This is a genomic window from Verrucomicrobiia bacterium, from assembly GCA_035574275.1.
Lineage (GTDB): Bacteria > Zixibacteria > MSB-5A5 > DSPP01 > DSPP01 > DSPP01.
The window spans coordinates 46,906-63,899 of sequence record DATLYY010000003.1; the positions used below are offsets into that span (position 1 = coordinate 46,906).

The 16,994-nt window shown below is 55.8% G+C and carries 22 protein-coding genes; all 22 read right to left on the reverse strand.

The window, feature by feature from the left end:
* Positions 1–44: 44 nt before the first annotated feature.
* The 22 genes from VNL73_00400 to VNL73_00505 all read right to left on the reverse strand — a co-directional run bounded on the left by VNL73_00400 (position 45) and on the right by VNL73_00505 (position 16,884).
* Entirely contained in the window at positions 45–2,066 is a 2,022-nt protein-coding gene (locus VNL73_00400) for a DUF2723 domain-containing protein (GenBank protein HXF47868.1), read from the reverse strand.
* Positions 2,063–3,424, reverse strand: coding sequence for a sigma-54 dependent transcriptional regulator (locus VNL73_00405; protein HXF47869.1), 1,362 nt, complete (start codon positions 3,422–3,424; stop codon positions 2,063–2,065). The genes VNL73_00400 and VNL73_00405 overlap by 4 nt, the downstream gene beginning before the upstream one ends.
* Before the next feature lie 118 nt (positions 3,425–3,542).
* Positions 3,543–4,790 (reverse strand): histidine kinase dimerization/phospho-acceptor domain-containing protein, encoded by a 1,248-nt coding sequence (locus VNL73_00410; GenBank protein ID HXF47870.1) that lies wholly within the window; start codon positions 4,788–4,790, stop codon positions 3,543–3,545.
* A gap of 323 nt (positions 4,791–5,113) precedes the next feature.
* A complete protein-coding gene (locus VNL73_00415; GenBank protein HXF47871.1) occupies positions 5,114–5,902 on the reverse strand; it encodes an SDR family oxidoreductase in 789 nt (262 codons plus the stop codon).
* A gap of 49 nt (positions 5,903–5,951) precedes the next feature.
* Positions 5,952–6,287 (reverse strand): NIPSNAP family protein, encoded by a 336-nt coding sequence (locus VNL73_00420; GenBank protein HXF47872.1) that lies wholly within the window; start codon positions 6,285–6,287, stop codon positions 5,952–5,954.
* Positions 6,284–6,736 carry a DUF2703 domain-containing protein gene (locus tag VNL73_00425; GenBank protein HXF47873.1) on the reverse strand — a complete coding sequence of 151 codons (453 nt, stop codon included), beginning with the start codon at positions 6,734–6,736 and terminating at the stop codon, positions 6,284–6,286. The genes VNL73_00420 and VNL73_00425 overlap by 4 nt, the downstream gene beginning before the upstream one ends.
* The gene (locus tag VNL73_00430; protein ID HXF47874.1) at positions 6,733–7,104 is read right to left on the reverse strand and encodes a VOC family protein; all 372 of its coding nucleotides are present in this window, start codon (positions 7,102–7,104) and stop codon (positions 6,733–6,735) included. The genes VNL73_00425 and VNL73_00430 overlap by 4 nt, the downstream gene beginning before the upstream one ends.
* 9 nt (positions 7,105–7,113) lie before the next feature.
* Positions 7,114–7,374 carry a DUF5661 family protein gene (locus tag VNL73_00435; GenBank protein ID HXF47875.1) on the reverse strand — a complete coding sequence of 87 codons (261 nt, stop codon included), beginning with the start codon at positions 7,372–7,374 and terminating at the stop codon, positions 7,114–7,116.
* Positions 7,375–7,469: 95 nt separating this feature from the next.
* Positions 7,470–7,985, reverse strand: a complete 516-nt coding sequence (locus tag VNL73_00440; GenBank protein ID HXF47876.1) for a DinB family protein — start codon at positions 7,983–7,985, stop codon at positions 7,470–7,472.
* A gap of 64 nt (positions 7,986–8,049) precedes the next feature.
* Positions 8,050–9,054: an amidohydrolase family protein gene (locus VNL73_00445; GenBank protein HXF47877.1), complete on the reverse strand. Its 1,005-nt coding sequence runs from the start codon at positions 9,052–9,054 to the stop codon at positions 8,050–8,052.
* 208 nt (positions 9,055–9,262) lie between these two features.
* Complete coding sequence (locus VNL73_00450) at positions 9,263–9,700, reverse strand: DUF4437 domain-containing protein (protein ID HXF47878.1); 438 nt, start codon at positions 9,698–9,700, stop codon at positions 9,263–9,265.
* A 58-nt stretch (positions 9,701–9,758) separates the two neighbouring features.
* Entirely contained in the window at positions 9,759–10,481 is a 723-nt protein-coding gene (locus tag VNL73_00455) for an alpha/beta fold hydrolase (protein ID HXF47879.1), read from the reverse strand.
* A 7-nt stretch (positions 10,482–10,488) separates the two neighbouring features.
* Positions 10,489–10,881, reverse strand: a complete 393-nt coding sequence (locus VNL73_00460; GenBank protein HXF47880.1) for a hemerythrin family protein — start codon at positions 10,879–10,881, stop codon at positions 10,489–10,491.
* Positions 10,878–11,435: a DUF1697 domain-containing protein gene (locus VNL73_00465; GenBank protein ID HXF47881.1), complete on the reverse strand. Its 558-nt coding sequence runs from the start codon at positions 11,433–11,435 to the stop codon at positions 10,878–10,880. The genes VNL73_00460 and VNL73_00465 overlap by 4 nt, the downstream gene beginning before the upstream one ends.
* Before the next feature lie 111 nt (positions 11,436–11,546).
* Entirely contained in the window at positions 11,547–11,669 is a 123-nt protein-coding gene (locus VNL73_00470) for a hypothetical protein (protein HXF47882.1), read from the reverse strand.
* Between the two features lie 81 nt (positions 11,670–11,750).
* Positions 11,751–12,212, reverse strand: a complete 462-nt coding sequence (locus VNL73_00475; protein ID HXF47883.1) for an OsmC family protein — start codon at positions 12,210–12,212, stop codon at positions 11,751–11,753.
* Between the two features lie 15 nt (positions 12,213–12,227).
* Positions 12,228–12,599, reverse strand: coding sequence for a VOC family protein (locus VNL73_00480; GenBank protein HXF47884.1), 372 nt, complete (start codon positions 12,597–12,599; stop codon positions 12,228–12,230).
* A 1-nt stretch (position 12,600) separates the two neighbouring features.
* Positions 12,601–13,752, reverse strand: a complete 1,152-nt coding sequence (locus VNL73_00485) for a PQQ-dependent sugar dehydrogenase (GenBank protein HXF47885.1) — start codon at positions 13,750–13,752, stop codon at positions 12,601–12,603.
* Between the two features lie 123 nt (positions 13,753–13,875).
* Positions 13,876–14,691 carry a hypothetical protein gene (locus VNL73_00490; protein HXF47886.1) on the reverse strand — a complete coding sequence of 272 codons (816 nt, stop codon included), beginning with the start codon at positions 14,689–14,691 and terminating at the stop codon, positions 13,876–13,878.
* Between the two features lie 409 nt (positions 14,692–15,100).
* Positions 15,101–15,883: a DUF899 domain-containing protein gene (locus tag VNL73_00495; GenBank protein ID HXF47887.1), complete on the reverse strand. Its 783-nt coding sequence runs from the start codon at positions 15,881–15,883 to the stop codon at positions 15,101–15,103.
* Between the two features lie 39 nt (positions 15,884–15,922).
* Positions 15,923–16,513 (reverse strand): SRPBCC family protein, encoded by a 591-nt coding sequence (locus tag VNL73_00500; GenBank protein HXF47888.1) that lies wholly within the window; start codon positions 16,511–16,513, stop codon positions 15,923–15,925.
* A complete protein-coding gene (locus VNL73_00505; protein HXF47889.1) occupies positions 16,513–16,884 on the reverse strand; it encodes a metalloregulator ArsR/SmtB family transcription factor in 372 nt (123 codons plus the stop codon). Before VNL73_00505 ends, VNL73_00500 begins: the two co-directional genes overlap by 1 nt.
* Positions 16,885–16,994 lie beyond the last annotated feature (110 nt).

Below are 16,994 nucleotides of genomic sequence, written 5' to 3' on the forward strand. Positions count from 1 at the left end.
AAAGCTTGTTCCCAAACCCCAGCGTCGCCGTTCTCTATTCTACGCTAACGACTTGACTGCCTTTTCGATTTCTTTGGCTCCATCGCAGCAATTGGAGCCGACCCTGCTTTCTTGCTTTCTGCAAGGGTTATTTCTTTTTCCAGCCTCATTATTCTCTTTTGCACTTCCTCCCCCTTCTCCCCCCAAGCGACGGTTTTGTGATAGCGGTTCAAGGCCTTCTTTTTCGCCCCGCGCCATTCGTAGTACAAGCCGGAGCGGTAGAGGTACAGAACGAGCATTTTGACCGCCTGCGGGTCGTTCTGCATCACCCGGTCATCCGCCGTCCAGAGATTGGAAACCTCCCACATCAACTGCCGCTCGAGGGAAACGGTGTCCAGAACGAAGGGGGTGTCTATCAATTGGAAGAGAAAGCCGGTCGGCTGCAAGCGCTCGACCAAGTCCTTGTCCCGCTCGGTGAATTCCAGAAAAACCGGGACTTTTTTCTGCGTCAGCCGCGTGGTCCAATGACGGAAAAGCGCATCCCCCTCTCTTTTCTTCGGCTTGGAGGAAAAGACCGTGGTGAGACGGGGAAAATTCTCAACCAAGCTTTTGCGGTACCAATCCGCCTCCATAAACGCCCGGTTCACCACCACCACGTCCTTGCGCCACCCCTCGCCGTATTGCACTCCGCGCAGAACAAAATCGAGCGCGGGGGAATCGAGAAAAACCACCCCCCCCGGAGGAACGGGGGAAAGCGCCTCCTGCGCCATCTTCAAGGCAATTCGGTTTTCAGATAGGTCGCATAGGGGACGGGAAAAGGTCCAGGGGATCAAACTGAATAGCAAAAACAGACCCGCCAGCCCTACGCGGGCAAAGCCGACCAGAAAATTGGAAACCGCGCCGACGGCATGCTCCACCACGCCAAAGAAGGCCGCAATGGTCGTGGCGATGCCGAGCCCCAAGGCAAAAAGGGAAAAGACCAGATAGCCGTGCAAATCCGGATTGTCCGGGATAACCTCGGCCGCCAGGAGGGCGGTGACCAAAAGGTTGCCGGCGAGCAGGAAAGCCGCCTTCCAAAACCAGCTTTTGTTTGTGAAAAGCAGAATCAAAAACCCGCCGAAGGCAAAGAAGAAAAGTCCCATTCCAAGCTGGTCAAACAAAACGGACAAAAGTTGGTGCATCTTTACCAGATTGTCGATGAACGAGGTGGAAATGGTTTTGTAGGAATCGGTGGCCAAGACCAGATTGGCGGTGGAGGCAAAATCGGCCGGTCCCCCCCAGTTGAAAAGCGGCTGGCTCCAGGCCCGCACGGGCAGGTAGAGATAGGTTGAAATTCCAAGCAGAAACAAGAAGAACAAACCCATCCATTTTTTAAAATTCAAGCTGGTAAAGGTGGACGGCCCCGCCACGGCGAAAAGAAACGGGAAGGTGGCCAAAAGAGTGATGTGGTGATTCCCCAATCCGAGAAACGCGACGAAAATTCCGAGCCAGAACCAGCGGGCTGTGGCATGATTCCCAACTTTGACTACGGCCGGCGTATAGTCGCCGCTTTCCTCGCCGAAGGACTCGAAGCCGGGCCGCGGAAAGGAAGCGGAGGGCTGCCTTGCCGCTTCGGGGCGGGGCGGCGGCGTTGCCCGCAGAAAACAATAAAGGGCAAAAGTGAACAAAAACGCCCCCAAGGTATAAACCTCCGCCCGCACCGCCTGAATCCAGAAAGTGAAAGTGAAACCGATGGTCAAAGTGGTGAAGAAAGCCACCAGATTCCGCCGGGCCGCCGAGCCCCCCAAAAGTTCGTTCTGTCTTTTCAAAAACATTACCAGCGAAAGATGGAAGAAAACAAGCGCCAAGGCGCCGCAAAAACCGGAGAAAAGATTCTGCTGATAAACAAACCCGCCGATGGGCAGGTAGCTGAAAAGCTTGGCCATAAGAACGTAGAGCGGAAACCCCGGCCGGTGCGGTACGCCGAGCGTCTTGACATTGGCCACCAACTCGCCGGAATCCCACCAGAAAACGGAGGGGGCAGTGGAAACGAGATACACCAGAAAGAAGAAGAAGAAAAGAAAACTTGGCCCCAGCGCCTTTTTCATTTGTCCTTGAACTGGTACCGCTCGATTTTGCGGTATAGCGTGGAGGCGTCGATTCCCAGAATCTGCGCCGCCTTGGTTTTCTGCCAGCCGGTCTTTTCCAAAGTCCAAAAGATGTACGCCTTCTCCACTTCCTCCAAAGTCGGCGTTCCAGGATGGTTCTGTTCGACCAGTTGCGGCACATTTCCGGCCCGCACCCGTTCGGGGAAATCCTCCACGTCCAACTGCTCTTTTTTGCAGAGCAGATAAGCCTGTTCGATGACGTTTTCCAGTTCCCGCACGTTTCCCGGCCATCCGTACGACACGAGCATCTTCAGGGCCGGCTCGGTAATTCCCTTCAGCTTCGCTTTTTCCCGCTCCGAAAGCCGTTTCAAGAAATGGTTGGCCAGAAGCTTGATATCCTCCTTCCGCTCCCGCAGGGGGGGAATGAGAATGGGAATGACGTGCAGCCGGTAATACAAATCGGCCCGGAACTTTCCGGATTTCACATCCTGTTCCAAGTCCGCGTTGGTGGCGGCGATCAGCCGGACATCCACATGCACCGGCTTGGTGGCGCCGAGCGGAGTGATTTCCTTTTCCTCCAGAACCCGCAGGAGCTTGACTTGAATCGCGGGCGAGGTCTCCCCCACCTCGTCCAAAAGAAACGTGCCCCCGTCCGCAACCTTGAAAAGACCGTCTTTTTCCTTGACGGCGCCGGTAAAAGCCCCCCGGGTATGGCCGAAAAGCTCCGATTCCAAAAGCGTTTCCGGCAGGGCCGCGCAGTTGATGGAAACAAACGGCTTGCCGGAGCGCAAACTGTGGTTGTGGATGGCCCGCGCCACCAGCTCCTTGCCGGTGCCGGACTCGCCGCGGATCAAAACGGTGGAATCGGTGGCCGCCACCCGGTCGGCCAGCTTTTTCATTTCCAAAATTTGCGGTGAGGAGCCGATGAAATTGTCGAACTGGAATTCCTTTTTGAGCTGCCGCTTTAAAGTGGCGTTTTCACGGACGATTTTTTTCTGTTCGAGCGTTTTTTGGATGGCGATTTTAATTTCATCCACCTTGAACGGCTTGGTGACGTAGTCCGAGGCCCCCTTTTTCAACGCCTCGATTGCGGAATCGACCGAGGCAAAGGCGGTCATCACGATGAAGTTGAGCCCCGGGTCGATTCCCTTGGCACGGGCCAGAAGCTCCAGCCCGGACATCTCCGGCATCATCAAATCGGCGATGACCAGATCGTAGTCCTCTTTTTCTATTTTCGAAACGGCTTCGCTTGGATCGGCGGTGGCGGTGACGTCGTATCCTTCCTTGGAAAGGAAGATTTGCATGAACTTGCACATCGATTCTTCATCATCCACCACCAATAGCCGGGCGTTTTCCATACTCCCCCATTTTGGGCCAAAAGTAAACGGCCCCCTTTCCTTATTTTATCGGCAAATTTTGTGGAATTTTCAGAGGGAAATGCAAATAGAAACGCTGTGCGGGTGAAGCAGCCCCGCCCTATTCTTTCGGCTCTTTTTGGCCGGAGCCGAAGATATCCAGCATTTTTACGCCGGGAGTGTATTCGAGGGTGGCCGGCTCCGTGATGCGCATCAAGGCGGCGGTCACTTCTTGAATGCGCCCGGCCGCTTCCTCGATGATTTTCAGCTTTTCCTCCACGTCCGGGGGCAGGTCTTTTGTACGCAGGCGGACCAACTGGGCGTTCCCGATGACCGCCGTGAGCGGGTTGTTCACCTCGTGGCTGACGGCAATGGCGGTCTCGATGATCGCCGCCAGCCGCTCTTTTTTTATTTCCTCCGACTGGGAGAGGGACAAGGCCATTACCGCCCGGCGGATTTCAAGATAGGACAAAACATTTTCCGCCCCGAGCAGAACCGCGGCAAGCTTTTCTAAAACGGCGGTCTTCTGCCCCTCTTCTATTGCGACCGAACTACCGAGGTAAAAAAGCCCCCCGAATTTCCCGCCGGTTTTTACCGGGATAATCAAAGCCGACTTCGAGCCGGCCGCCCTGAAGCGTGCCTCCGCCGTCCCCAATCGGGACAAAAGTTGAACCTCCCCCTTCCCCCAGAGTTTGCCGAAGGCGGAATGCGGGTCCAGTTCCGAATGGCTTTGTTCCTCGGCGGTGGAAGCTCCGGCGGAGAGGAAAAATTCGCGGAAGGTTTTTTCCTCATCGAACAAAAACCCGACGAGGTTGAAGCTCTCTTTTTTTAAAAAATTCCGCGCCCAGAAAAGAAACGCTCCCGGTTCCAGGGGGGCGACCGGCCTCGCACCCGAATGTGCGATTGCCGCTTCTTTCTGTTTTTGCGAAAGCGTCCGCTCGAAGGTCAGGGCGAATTGGATGCCGAGGGCGGAGAGAAACTCCTCATCCCCGGCAAAATTCCGCTCCTTTTTATCCAGCCCTTCGAGCAACCCGAGCGGGCCGAAACTGCCGGAAACCGGCACCCCGAAAACCGCGCGGGCTCCTTCCCGCTTGAGCGAAAGATGAAACCCCTCCACTCCGTAGTTTTTTCGCAGCCCGGCCAGCACTTCCTTTTCCAGTTCGGCCAAGGCCGAAAGCGCCTGTCTTTGCCCGGATTCGATAACGATTTCCTTTTCCCCCAGGAAATTGATGTGCAACGAGAGCGCTTCCAGCTCTAAAAGTTCGGCAACCTCCCCCAAAATCCGCTTGGCGAGCGGCTCGAACTCCCCCTTGGCCAAGGTAAGCGTTTTTAGGATTTCAAACTTTTTTCTAAACCCGGTCTCCGACATAATTCCCCATCCCCCTACCTCGCAAGGCCCATACCGCTCAAACCAAACTCATACCAAATAAACGATTTTTTTGTTGAATAGTAACTAATTGAAAACAAACTACTTGTGCCGATAAATTAAAGCTTTCTATAATAGCTGACGCCTCAGTTCCCCAATTCCCCCTGCAAGCCGTTTCACATAAGCGGCCAAAGAGCAAGGAGTTGCCCAAACACAAGCCCCAGCGAATCCCCTCTGTTTTTGGAAATCTTGTTCTTGGTAGCCGACACTTCAGTGTCGGTGCATCCAATTCCTCGACTACGGTCGAGGCTACCAACTACCGGAATTTAATATAACGAAACGCCGCCGTCGGCGATGATGGTCTGGCCGACGATCCAGTCCGCTTCTTCGGAGGCGAGAAAGGCCACCACGTTGGCCAAATCCTCCGGCTGGCCGATCCGCCCCGCAGGGGTGCGTTTGACCGATTCGGCGACTATCTGTTCGTTGCCGGGAATGATGCGCAAAGAATCAGTATCCACCGGCCCGCCGTTTACGGCGTTCACCAGAATTCCCTTGGGGGCCAAATCGACCGCAAGATAGCGCACCATCGCCTCGATGGCCGCTTTGTTCACTCCCATTGCCGCATATCCGGGAATGTAGCGCCGCGAGCCGTAGGAAGTGAGCGCGATGATTCTCCCCTTCGGCCCGGTCATCATCTTGGCCGCCTCCCTGGAGCAGAGATAAAACGAGGTGATGTTGGCGTCTAAAGTCAGCTTCCAGTCCTCGAGCGACATTTCGAGCGTGGGGCCGAACATCGCCATCGCGGCGTTGGCGACAAACACATCCAGCCGTCCGTACGCTTCCTGCACCTCGCCGAACATCTTTTGAATCGATTCCGGATTGGCCAGATTGCCCCGCACCATCACACACTCCGCGCCGAGCGCCTTCACTTCCAATTCGGTTTCCTTGGCCTTCTGGCGGCTTTTGAAAAAGCCGAGCGCCAGCTTGGCCCCTTCCGCCGCCATTTTCAAAGCCACCGCCCGGCCGATGCCCCGCGTCCCGCCGGTGATTAAAACAACTTTGTCGGTAAAGCGCGCCCCAATGCCGGAGGCCCTTGCCTGTGTTTCGGTTTGCATTGCCATTGGTGTTTTTATACCAAATCCCCCAAAACTTGTCAAGCTGCCTCTACGTTTTTCTCCGCAGAGCATCGACCACCGCCTCTTCCATTTCGACAACCACGGTGGTATGGTTTTCAATCAGCCCCACAATCGCATTCCGCGGGCCTTTGCGCCACTCCTCGCTGCCGTAAAAGGCATCCTGGCTTTTCTGCCGGTCTTCCAAACCTTGATAAGCGCGAATCAGATAGTAGGAATCGCCATCGTGAAGCGAAGGACCGAAGTCGACTACATCCACCTTCCAGCGTTTGAGCATCGGCATCGATTTTTCCAGAACGAGCCGGTGAAACTCCTCCCGCCTGCCGGGTTTGAGATTATAGGCGCGGATTTCGACCGTTTTCTTCATTTATCTCTTCCGGCGCGGCCGCTGTTGGCGGTCTGTGATGGGGGCGTTTCCCGGGTGGCGGGCTCAATCAAACTGGATGCGGCCAGAAGCCCGGCCTTGAGAATAAGATTCTCCGGAATGGCCTCGAACACGGTCTCCTCCACTTCGACCGTCCGGCACTCGGACTCTCCGCAAACCGAGCAGCAGGGGCTGGCGCCGGCCTTTCCCTCCAGCCACTCCTCCATCGGCCGTCCCCCCATCCAAATGCGGTTGGACTCCGCGGGATTGGCCTTGAACGTTTTTTCATCGATTGCCCGCGTTTCCAGAACCGGGCGAATTCCCAGCGGGGCAAGCGCAAGCGAAAGTTTCTCTACGGCCCGTTCCATCTCCTTTTGCGTCGTGCCGCAGCGTTCACAGGTCCTTCCATCCGGCGTCACCAATCGTTGCCAGACAATCGGCAGTTTTTTCATCCCCTCTTCCCTTCCTGCACGAACCGCAAACAATTCCCGTCCGCGTCCTTGACGTACATTTCCCGCGTCCCCCAGGTTTGATCCACCGGCCCGGAGTCAATCGGGACAGTTTTGGCCTTGAATTCCCTATGGAGCGCATCCACGTCGTCGACGTAGATATTCGCTACGCCGCCGGCAACCCCGTCGCCGGAGAAGGAGGAAAGATGCAGCCAGACGCCGTCCCGCGAAATTCCCATATAGCAGGGGTCCGTTCTTTTCTCATCCGGCCGGACGGCAAATTCCTGCTTGAAACCGAGCCGCCCGCAATAAAATTCCTCCGCCTTAATGGAATTGGAGATATGCAAAACCGGGATGGCGAATTTGAGCATCCAAGCCCCTTATTTCCCTTCCGCTTCCCGCTCCATTTTATAAAGGCGGGTGTAGTAATCGGCAAACTCGTTCAGATGGGCGAGCGCAATTTTGCCGGTCAAAATGGGGTCGTCGCCGGTTACGTTTGTGGAGGGGTCGACAAGGCCGTGTTCCAGTTCCACGTCCAGCCCCATCCGGAACTGCTCCACGTCAAAGCGCTTCCAATCAATGCCCAGCATTTCGCCGATTTGGCGGGCCTGCTCGGCGGTGAACTGTTTTTTGGCTGACACCTTTTCTCCTTTGCCCCCTCTCGACTGAAGTCGAGGCTACCACCTTAAAACCTTTGTCTTGTCCCCTCTCCGTGTCGGAGAGGGTTAGGGTGAGGTTAACCCATCCTTTCCAAGAATCTTTCTATCTGCCTTCGATGCCGCAAAATATGGACGATGGCGTGTTCCAAAAGCTGTTCCAAATCGTAGGTCGGGCCCCAGCGTACGGTCATTTTTGTGTTCTGTATCTCCTCATCCGTCATCTCCCACTTCCCTTCGAGCGTTCCCGCCGTGTAGCGCAGAAAGCCGTCGATTTTCCCCGCCGCTTCCTGCCGGGCAACCATTACACCCGACCCGCCAGGTCCATTTGGCGACCCGCGCAAGTGTTCTTTGGGGGTTTGGGAGGGAATGCCGAACGCCCCCCGGATGTAGTCCGCATAGCCGTATCCGGCCCGCACCACGTGGGTGATGATGGTTTGGATGGAGCGGCAGTCGGGGTCTTTGGTGTCGGGGTCGACGATGCGCTCATATTGCTCCACCGTGGCTCTTCCCACCACGTTTTTTAATTCCCCCCCCGCCCGTTCGTACTCATCCATCATCGCCCCCACCCCGCCTTTACGGTAAGCTTTTGTCATTTTCCTCCAAACGATAATTCACAAATTAATATTTCCAATTTGACTGCAACTTTCATTTGTATGTTCATCTTCCATGATGTCGAGCAACTTCTTCTTTGCTCAAGCGCAGAAACCGAGCGGCGTTGATGTATAGAATGTCCCGTTTCTGCTCCTCAGACAGAAACGGTGCCGATTCAATTGCGTCTATGGAGGGTTCGATGACGCCGGGCCACACCATCTGGTCGGAGCCAAACATAATCCGTTTTCCAAAACCGGCTTCCACAATCGTGCGCAGAAAACGGTAAAGCTCGGCGCGGGGGAGTCCGAAGATGATTCCGCCCAATTCCGCGTACACCTGGGGATGCGCCCAAAATAGGGCCAGTAAATCATCCAGCATTGGCCAGCCAGCATGCATAATGTAAACTCGTAGTTTCGGACGCCGGATGAGCGCTTCTTCCAAGGTGAGCGGACTGTGTAAAGCGGCCCGATAGCGGCCGGCTCCCAAATAAGGAGCCCCGGGCGGGCCGGTCCCGATGTGGATGCCGACCGGAATGTCCAGTTCTTCCGCCACCGCGAGGTATGGTTCAAAAAGAGAGTCATCGGGTCGAATGCCGACATATTGGTTGGTTACCTCGGCCAGAACTGCAAAGTGCCCGGACTGATATAATCGGCGGAGCGAATCAGGGGAGATTTTTTCGCGGCCAAACTGGAACTGAAAACCGGCGATGAATCGGCCCGGCGCGGCCTTGCTCCATTCTCGCACCCGTTCCAAAGTCCCGCTCAAGACACCAAAAACGTTGCGCCTTTTCATCGCCGCAATGGTCTGCCACATAAGTTCCTCGTCTGTTTTGGGCGACCAAACAGGATCGGGACAGGGGGGGTTTTTCTGCCAAGCGATAAAGATATCCCCCCACGATTCGGCCGGATCGTTGGTTGGAAATCCTTGGGTGGGCACACACAGCCCCAAAGGGGGCGGCCCGTTGGCGTCCGCTGACAATGCGTGGAGGTGCATATCGATGACTGGAAGGCGTCCTTGGGCGGAAAGCGGATTTGCAAAAAGAAGAATCAATAGCCCCAGGAGTAGTCCCAACCTTCTTGTTTCCGCATGATTTGTCATTGGCGGCTTTATACCATACTCCGAAAAACTTGTCAACTACTCCACAACCGTCAAAAGCCTTTCCGTGGAGGCTTGGGGGCGGTAATCATGGAGAAACGAGAAAAGCGGCCTAACTCCGGCCGCTTTCTCGAAATTGCAAAAACCGAAAAGGTCGGGAACTATCCCTAAAAAAGCTTGGCTCCTACTTGGCCGGAATCAGGTCGAACTTGCCGGCGCCTTCGTTGTAAAAGAGCGCGCCCTCCGTGGAGTCACCGCCGCTCCAGTGCTTGTGCCCGCCCGGAATCCGCAGGAATTCTCCGGGGCCGACCCGCTTTTCACCGTCGTCGTCCTTATACAGATAAGCCCCCTTGATAACCACGAGCCAGTTATCGTTGGTGTGTGTATGCCATCCGGCGTCGAATCCGGGCACGAATTTGACAAAGGAACCAAAGCGCCCTTTGTCCGGATCCCCCCATAGGGTTGCCCGGGAAGCGCCGGGAACTATGTCCTTGTAGGTTGCCTGGTCGGCCGAGGCAAAGGTCGCTTTTTTCGCCTTGGGCTGTTTCGCCTGCCCAAAACCGATTACGTAGACAACGGCTAAAAGAATCGCCGCCGCCAGAAACGCCACTATTTTTTTCACGTCTTCCTCCTTTGTTTGTTTGCGTAGTTGGTATAGCCAATCTTTGAAAACTTGTCAACTACGTGAGGACTTCCAAAAGCTTTTCTGAAAGCGCCTCCGGCACGGTAATCATTGAGCAATGGGAGGTGGCCAGTTCCATGTATTTCCAGTCGGGCCGCCCTTTGAGTTCCCGCGCCAAGCGGGGAAATGAGCCGTCGGGGGGATTGCCCGTGCAAAAAATGAAAGTTCGCGGAATTTTTTCCGCTTTGGGATTTCCGAGAATGGCCGGCTCAATGACCGTGCGATAAGGATGCGCCGTCAGCTTGGAACGGAGCCACTCCACGTCCTTCTCAATGCTGATTCCAAGCGTTTCGCTCTTTGGGTCCAAGGCCGGAATCTTCCACCCCTCCCCTTCCGTTTTGGCCAGTTCTTCCAGCATTATTCGGAAGCGCTCCACCTGCAAATCGGAAAGGGATTTTCCATTTTCCGGCACAAAGGCGTCCAAGTAAACCAAGTGGGCAATGCGCTCCGGCACTCGATGAGAAACAGAGCCGATTACCATCCCGGAGTAGCTGTGCCCCACCAAAACGACATCGTGCAAATCCTGAAATTGGAGGAAGTTCACCACGTCATCCACGTGTGTCTGCAACCCGACTTCGGGAGTCAAAAGATGGGAACGCTCTCCCAAACCGGTCAAAGTGACGGCGGAGGCCTCGTGCCCGTGGGCGCACAGCCTGGGTATCACCCGGTTCCAGCACCACGCGCCAAAAAAGGCGCCGTGGACTAAGACGAAATGAGCCATTAGCTTTTTATTTCTTTATGTACGGCTTCAACTGCAAATCAATGCGGCCGATGTGGCTCTTGAGCCAGTCCTCCGCGATGCCCATAAGCTCGTGCGCGTCCTCGGATAAATAGCCGCGCGATTCATACCGCTTGCGAAAGTCGTCATAGACCGAAAGAAAGCGGGCGTGATCCTCCCGGTTTTTGTCCGCTATCGGACAGCGGTATTCCTCCATGCACCGTTCCTCGTATTTGAAATGCCCGCGGAAGTAGCGCTCCAGAAAATCAAGCAAAAGTCCGAATGTTTTCTCCCCCCGGCCTTCGCCGAGAGCGGTCTGAAAATCCCCCACCGTCTTGAAAAGCATTTTGTGCTGTTCGTCGATGCGCGGCTCGCCGACGGCATAGCCGTCACTCCATTTCATTTTTTTACCTCTCTGTTTCCATATTTTTCCGCCAGCTTTTTGACTGTGGTCACATTGCGCAAAGTGGTGGGCTGGCCGAGCGTTTTTTCCAAAAGCGGCCCGGAAAATTTGGTCTCCTTGATTGAGCTCGCGCTCAAAAGCCAATAAAGTTCCCGGCCGTGGAAATCAAAGCGGTCGATTTCGGATTCGGCGGCCAAAAACTTCTTTTTCGCCTCCGCGGAAACCGGCGCCTGCAAAAAGCCGACGTAAAGCGCGTGGCTTTTGGCGACCTCCGATTCGGAAAAAGGCCGGTAGCCGGCGATTTCGGCCAGTTCCGAACTGGAACGAATGAAGGTGGAAACCTCGTAGCCCAGCGATTTTTTCAAATGCGCTTCGATTTTCTTTTCGAGTTGCACCGGATTTTTGGAAGAGGAATCGAAGATAACGTTGCCGCTGGCGATGAAGGTTTCGACGCTGGAGAAACCGAGGGCTTCAAAAAGCTTTTTCAACTTCTCCATCTTCACGGTATGCCCGCCGACGTTAATGGCGCGCAGAAAAGCAATATAGGTGGGCATCGGGACAAATCTATGGAAGAATGCGGATGGTAGTCAAGCAATCGTTCACCCCATCCTTTGGCCTTCTTGTCCCCTCTCCGTGTCGGAGAGGGTTAGGGAGAGGTTAAAAAATCAGCGCAAAAGCAAGCCGATTCCCAGAATGAGCGCTGTCAGCGACAGATAAACCAGCGCGCTGATGGCCTTTCCGGAACGGTTCGGGAATCTCTGCTGAATCAGTTTGACGATGTGAATCATCCTCTCTCCTTTCCGCGTTGCTTACAATCCAATTGCCTCAAATGAATAGCCAATTGGCGAAAAGTTGTCAACCAAAATCGCTTATTGCGCCTCCACCGTCACTTCCGATTTTATCGAGTTGGCGATGTAGCATTCCTCGTGGGCGGCGTGGTGCAGGGCGGAAAGCTCCGAAGCGGAGGGCTGCTTTTCCCTCGAAAACCGAATTTTCGGCCGGAGCGTGATGCGGGTAATGGCGTATTTTCCCTTTTCGTTTTTTTCCATCAGGCCAAACGCGTCGTCCTCGTAGGCATCGACGACAAAGCCCTGCTTGGAGGCCAGCGACAAGAAGGTGAGCATATGGCAGCTCGAAGCCGACGCCACCAAGGCCTCTTCCGGGTCAATCGCTTCCGCAACGGAGAGCGGCGCGCGGACAACTTGGGGAGAGGCGGAGGCGGGGATTTTTATCCCGCCGTCAAAGCTCCATTCATGCCCCCGGCTGTACTGCTGGCCGGTGAACTTCGCCCCGTTCCGGCTCCACGTAACTTTGGCTTCGTATTTATGCATTCAAAAAACTCCTTCCTAACCGGCATGCGTTATCATCAAACAGTACCCGTCCGGGTCGGTGACCCGGAACTCCCCGCGCGGGGCGTAAAAAGGATACTCGATTTCCCCGGCCATAACTCCTTTTTTCTGCAATTCTCCCCGAAAAGCGGCAACATCTTCACAGTAGATATAGAAGAGAACCGCCTGCGCCCGGGCATCCACCGGCTCGTCCGCGCGAGTGACCATCAAGTGCGACCCGCCCGAACGGAGCCAGGCCCAAGCCGGTTCCTTCTGGTCAGACGGCGTAAAAGTGTTGCCAACTTCGAAGCCCAGTTTTTTGTAAAACTCTATTGAACGCGGCACGCTTGCGACGTGCGCCATCGGCACCAAGGAATGAAGCGGCTTCACCCTACCGTTTTCCCTCCGGCGAAACGCGCAAAATTCGCCCCTCCGGATTATCCGTCAACAAATAAAGCAACCCATCCGGCCCCTGGCGGACGTCCCGAATCCGCTCGTGCAGATAGCCCAGATAGCGTTCTTCTTTTGTAACTTTGCCATCCTTCAATTCCAGCCGCACCAAAAGCCCGGGGGTAAGTGAGCCGATAAAAACGCTCCCCCTCCACTGGGGGAAAGCGTCGCCGGTGTAAAAGCACATTCCGGAGGGGGCAATCACCGGGTCCCAATAATAAACTGGTTGCTCCATCCCCGCTTTGGCCGTTCCTTCGCCGATTTTGGTAAGGTCGTAATCCGTGCCGTAGGTGATGACCGGCCAGCCGTAATTTTTTCCCGCTTCGGGCTGGTTCAGCTCATCCCCGCCCCGCGCCCCGTGCTCCACCGTCCAGAGTTCCCCCGTTTCGGGATCGAGCGCGGCGCACTGCACGTTGCGGTGGCCGTACGACCAGATTTCCGGCCGTGCACCCTTACGGTTGACGAACGGATTATCTTTCGGAATGGTGCCGTCCGGGTTGATGCGGACGATTTTGCCGAAGCCGTTGGACAAATCTTGCACCCGGTCCCGGTTGTAGCGATCCCCCTGTGTGACGAAAAGCGTCCCGTCCCGCCGGAAAACCAGCCGCGAACCGAAGTGAATCTGTTCCTCCACCTTCGGCACTTGGCGATAGATTATGCGTACGCTGTCCAGCCGGTTTTCAGAAAGCTTCCCCCGCGCCACGGAGGTTCCCGCCGTCCCGTCCTCCCCCGGCTCGGAAAAAGAGAGATAAACGAACCGGTTTTTTTCAAAGTCCGGGTCGAGACAAACATCCAAAAGCCCTCCCTGTCCCCGCGCCCGGACGGGAGGAACCCCTTCCAGCGGCGGCGAAAGTTTGCCACTTTGGCTAACGATTCGCAGCCGCCCCGGCCGTTCGGTAACCAGCGCCCGCCCATCGGGGAGAAATGCCAGTCCCCAGGGACGTTCCAAGCCGGAGGCAAACGTCTCCACTTTTACGGGCACTTCAATCGGCGGGGGAGTCGGCGATTTCGGCGCCTGCGTCTGGGCGGATGGATCGCGAGACGGGCTGCAAGCCCAGAGAAACGTGATGGCGAGCGGAAGCAGCCGTTTCATCTTTTCTTTTCCGGTTCGGGATGCCGTCATGAAAATGAATAATTAACCCCGCTTTTGCCCGCCGGTCAAGCGGCCAGGATTAAACAAACCAAATGATTGCCAGAATGGACTTCGAACTACTCTCTATGGCTCTCCGTTCTCTCCGGCAACAAGAAGACCTTCTGCCAGTGGGCTTTTCTTTTTGGGCGTGGCCACAAAACCCCGGCTGAACTCGTTGTACGTACCGACGATTTCCCCTTTGTCATTCATTCCGAAAGGCGCCGTGTCGGACGCACCTGGGAAATCGATGGTCGTATACTCCCCGTCTTCATAGACGAAGCCATGCTGGATTCCGTCGGCACCGCGGTAGTATCCGCTGATTGTCCCAGGATTGTTTACGCTTCTCGGCAGTGTGTTCACGGCGCCGGGGAAATCGATGGGCTCGGTTTGACCACGGCGCAGGAGGAAGCCATGGAAATGAGCTTCGGCATCCCTCCAATACCCCACAACCTCTTCTTTATCGTTGATTCCAGTAAGGACCGTTCGCGTCGTTCCTGGATAATTGTAGATTTCGTAACTGCCGGCACGCCGGATAAACCCGTGTCTTCCACCTACAGCATCGATGTAAAAGCCGACGACTGTGCCAAGGTTGTTAATCCCCTGCCCTTCGGCGAATATCGCATCAGGCGCAGGGCTGGGCAGGACGGTTATCTCTCCTCTCGGCCCCCGCAGGTACATATGCGCGTTGTCGTCCGCGTCGGTGAATATGCCGAGGGCTACTCCCCAGTCATTGATGTCCAGAAGCGTGCCACGGTCGCCGGGGCCGGCGCCCGGCACCACGACATCCGTAAAACTGCCCTGATGATAAAGAAACCCGTGCGCACTTCCGTCCGGAGCGGCAAAGTTCCCCACAATCACGCCGGTGTTGTTGTTGCCGTAAGCGCTGGTGTAGCTGCCCATTTCGGCCGGGACATCGAATGGCAAAAGTTCGTAGGTCGTGGTAGTAGCAGCCGTGGCAGTAAATCTTAACCCAGGCACTGCGTTGTTAGATGGTAGTGGTGCGACCGGAGCGCGTTTGGTACTGCATCCAACTGCCACTAGAAAAGAGAAGAGAATTAATTTCCCTGCACTAAAACACCTGAACATGGAGCCTCCCTTGAGATTATGTTAATTCAAACTAACACCGTCAATTCCCCTCGGCTCGTTTGTTGCAGCAAACTTCAACCTGTCATAAAACCCTCCCTTTCCCCAGAGTCAAACTTCTTTTCCCGATGGTGATAGTATGATAAATGCCTAAAAATTGTCAAGCCAAGGCCTATGCGTCTTGAGATCTCGTCCCGCGGTTGCACCACGACAACCGCGGTTTGGCTCAGCGCTTGTCGTACTCGTCGCGGCGGCGCCACCAGGGGCCATCCGGTTCGTTGCGTCCCTTGGGGGCGCGGTCGAGCCACTGGTACATCCCCCAGAGGCCGTCCAATCCGCGCGCATAGGTGGAATAGGTGTGGTAAACGACGCCGTCTTCCAGAACGAACGAGCTCATGCCCGGCCGCTCGCGCGTGTACGTGGCCACGTCGGTTCCCGTCATCGCCGCGTGGGCGACGATCACCTCGTCGCCGGTCTGACGGACCATGCGCGAGACCACCGGTACGGCGGGCTCTCTCCGATAGTTGTAATCGATGCCTCCCTGGCGCTGCTGCTCTTCGGTGAATCCGACGCTGAAGTCGAAGTTGAAATCGCTGCCGAACGAGGACGCCCAGGGAAAGTTCCACCCCATCCGCCGTTTGTAGGCCTGCAGTTTGGCGAGCGGCGCCCGCGACACCCCCCAGAGCATCACGTCATGGTTGGCCAGATGAATGGTGAACCCGTTGAAGCCGTCCGCGATCATCGAGCAGGACGGGCAGCCCGCCGTGTAGTCAGGCCCGAACATAAAGTGATAGACGAGGAGTTGCGAGCGCCCCCGGAAAAGACCTGACAGTGAAGCGCTCCCCTCTTCGGTCTCGAATTTATACTCCTTATCGACGCGAACCCACGGCAGCTCCTGCCGCCGCCGTGCCAGTTCGTCGCTCTTCCGCGTGAGTTCCTTCTCAGCTTTGAGCAGTTCGAGCCGCGCGGCGAGCCATTCCTCACGTGTCCCGGTTTTATGCTTCGTCATTGCTCTAATCTCCTTCCGTTTTCGTTTCAAATTCAAACATCACGTTTTCGCGGCGGTCTTCACATCGGCCGGAATGCGTTTCTCATACTCCGCCTCCAACTTGGCGTGGTTGGACCAAAAAGGACGCGGCGGCACACCGTGCAGAATATCAGACAGGATGGCCAGGTGGATGTGCCAGCCGCCCGAAACCCCGACCATGTTCCCCCGGGTCGCCAGCCGACGGTGCGTCAAAACAAGCAGAACCTCCTTGCCGCGTGCGGAAAGCTCAAAGGTGACTTCCGACGGGGGCCCCTTTTCTTCATGCCAGAGAAAGGTCAAAACCCGCGGCGGCTCACAGCGCACAACCTCCCCCGTGCAGCTGTACCCTTCATACTTTTGGTACTTCTCCGGCACGGGCTCTTTGTGAGGCGACAGTTGGGAGTTGTACCAGACAAGCTCCATTTTTCCCCCGGGTTTCAGTTCCATCGGCCCGGCGGCGAACCATTGCCGCCGTTTTTCCGATTCGGTCAAGTAGGCCCAGACTCGTTCGATGGGCCCGGGCAAAACCCGCTCGATGCGAACCTCTCCGGGCCCGGTGACCGTGCCGTAGGCTTCCTGTTTGTCTTGCAGTTCCTTCGGTTTTGCATTCATTAGGATTTTCCTTTCCTTTTAAGGGTTTTTTTCGCGGCTTCCCCCCTCATGCGATCTTCAGCTTTAAGCAATTCCTCAAGGGCATCAAGCCGGGCACTCCAAAAGGCGTGCTGGGTTTCCAGCCATTTGATGGCCTCTTCCAGCGGTTTGAAGTTGAAGGCGAGAAAATGCTCCCTTCCTTCCACCCGCCGCCGTACGAGATTTGCCCGTTCCAGAATCCGGATATGCTTGGAGACGGCATTCAGGGAAATGTCGAACGGCTTTGCCAGCTCGGTCACCCGCGCCTCCCCCTTGGACAGCCGCCGGAGAATGCCTCGCCTCGTCGGGTCGGCCAAGGCCAGAAGGGTTTCATCGATTTTATTGGCCGCCATTGCCATTATTCAACCTCAAGGTTGAATATAATTCCAGCCCGGCTGGTTTGTCAAGGAAAATTTTATATTTTGATTAGGTGTTCGGTTACTGCTTGCCCGACAAAAACTTA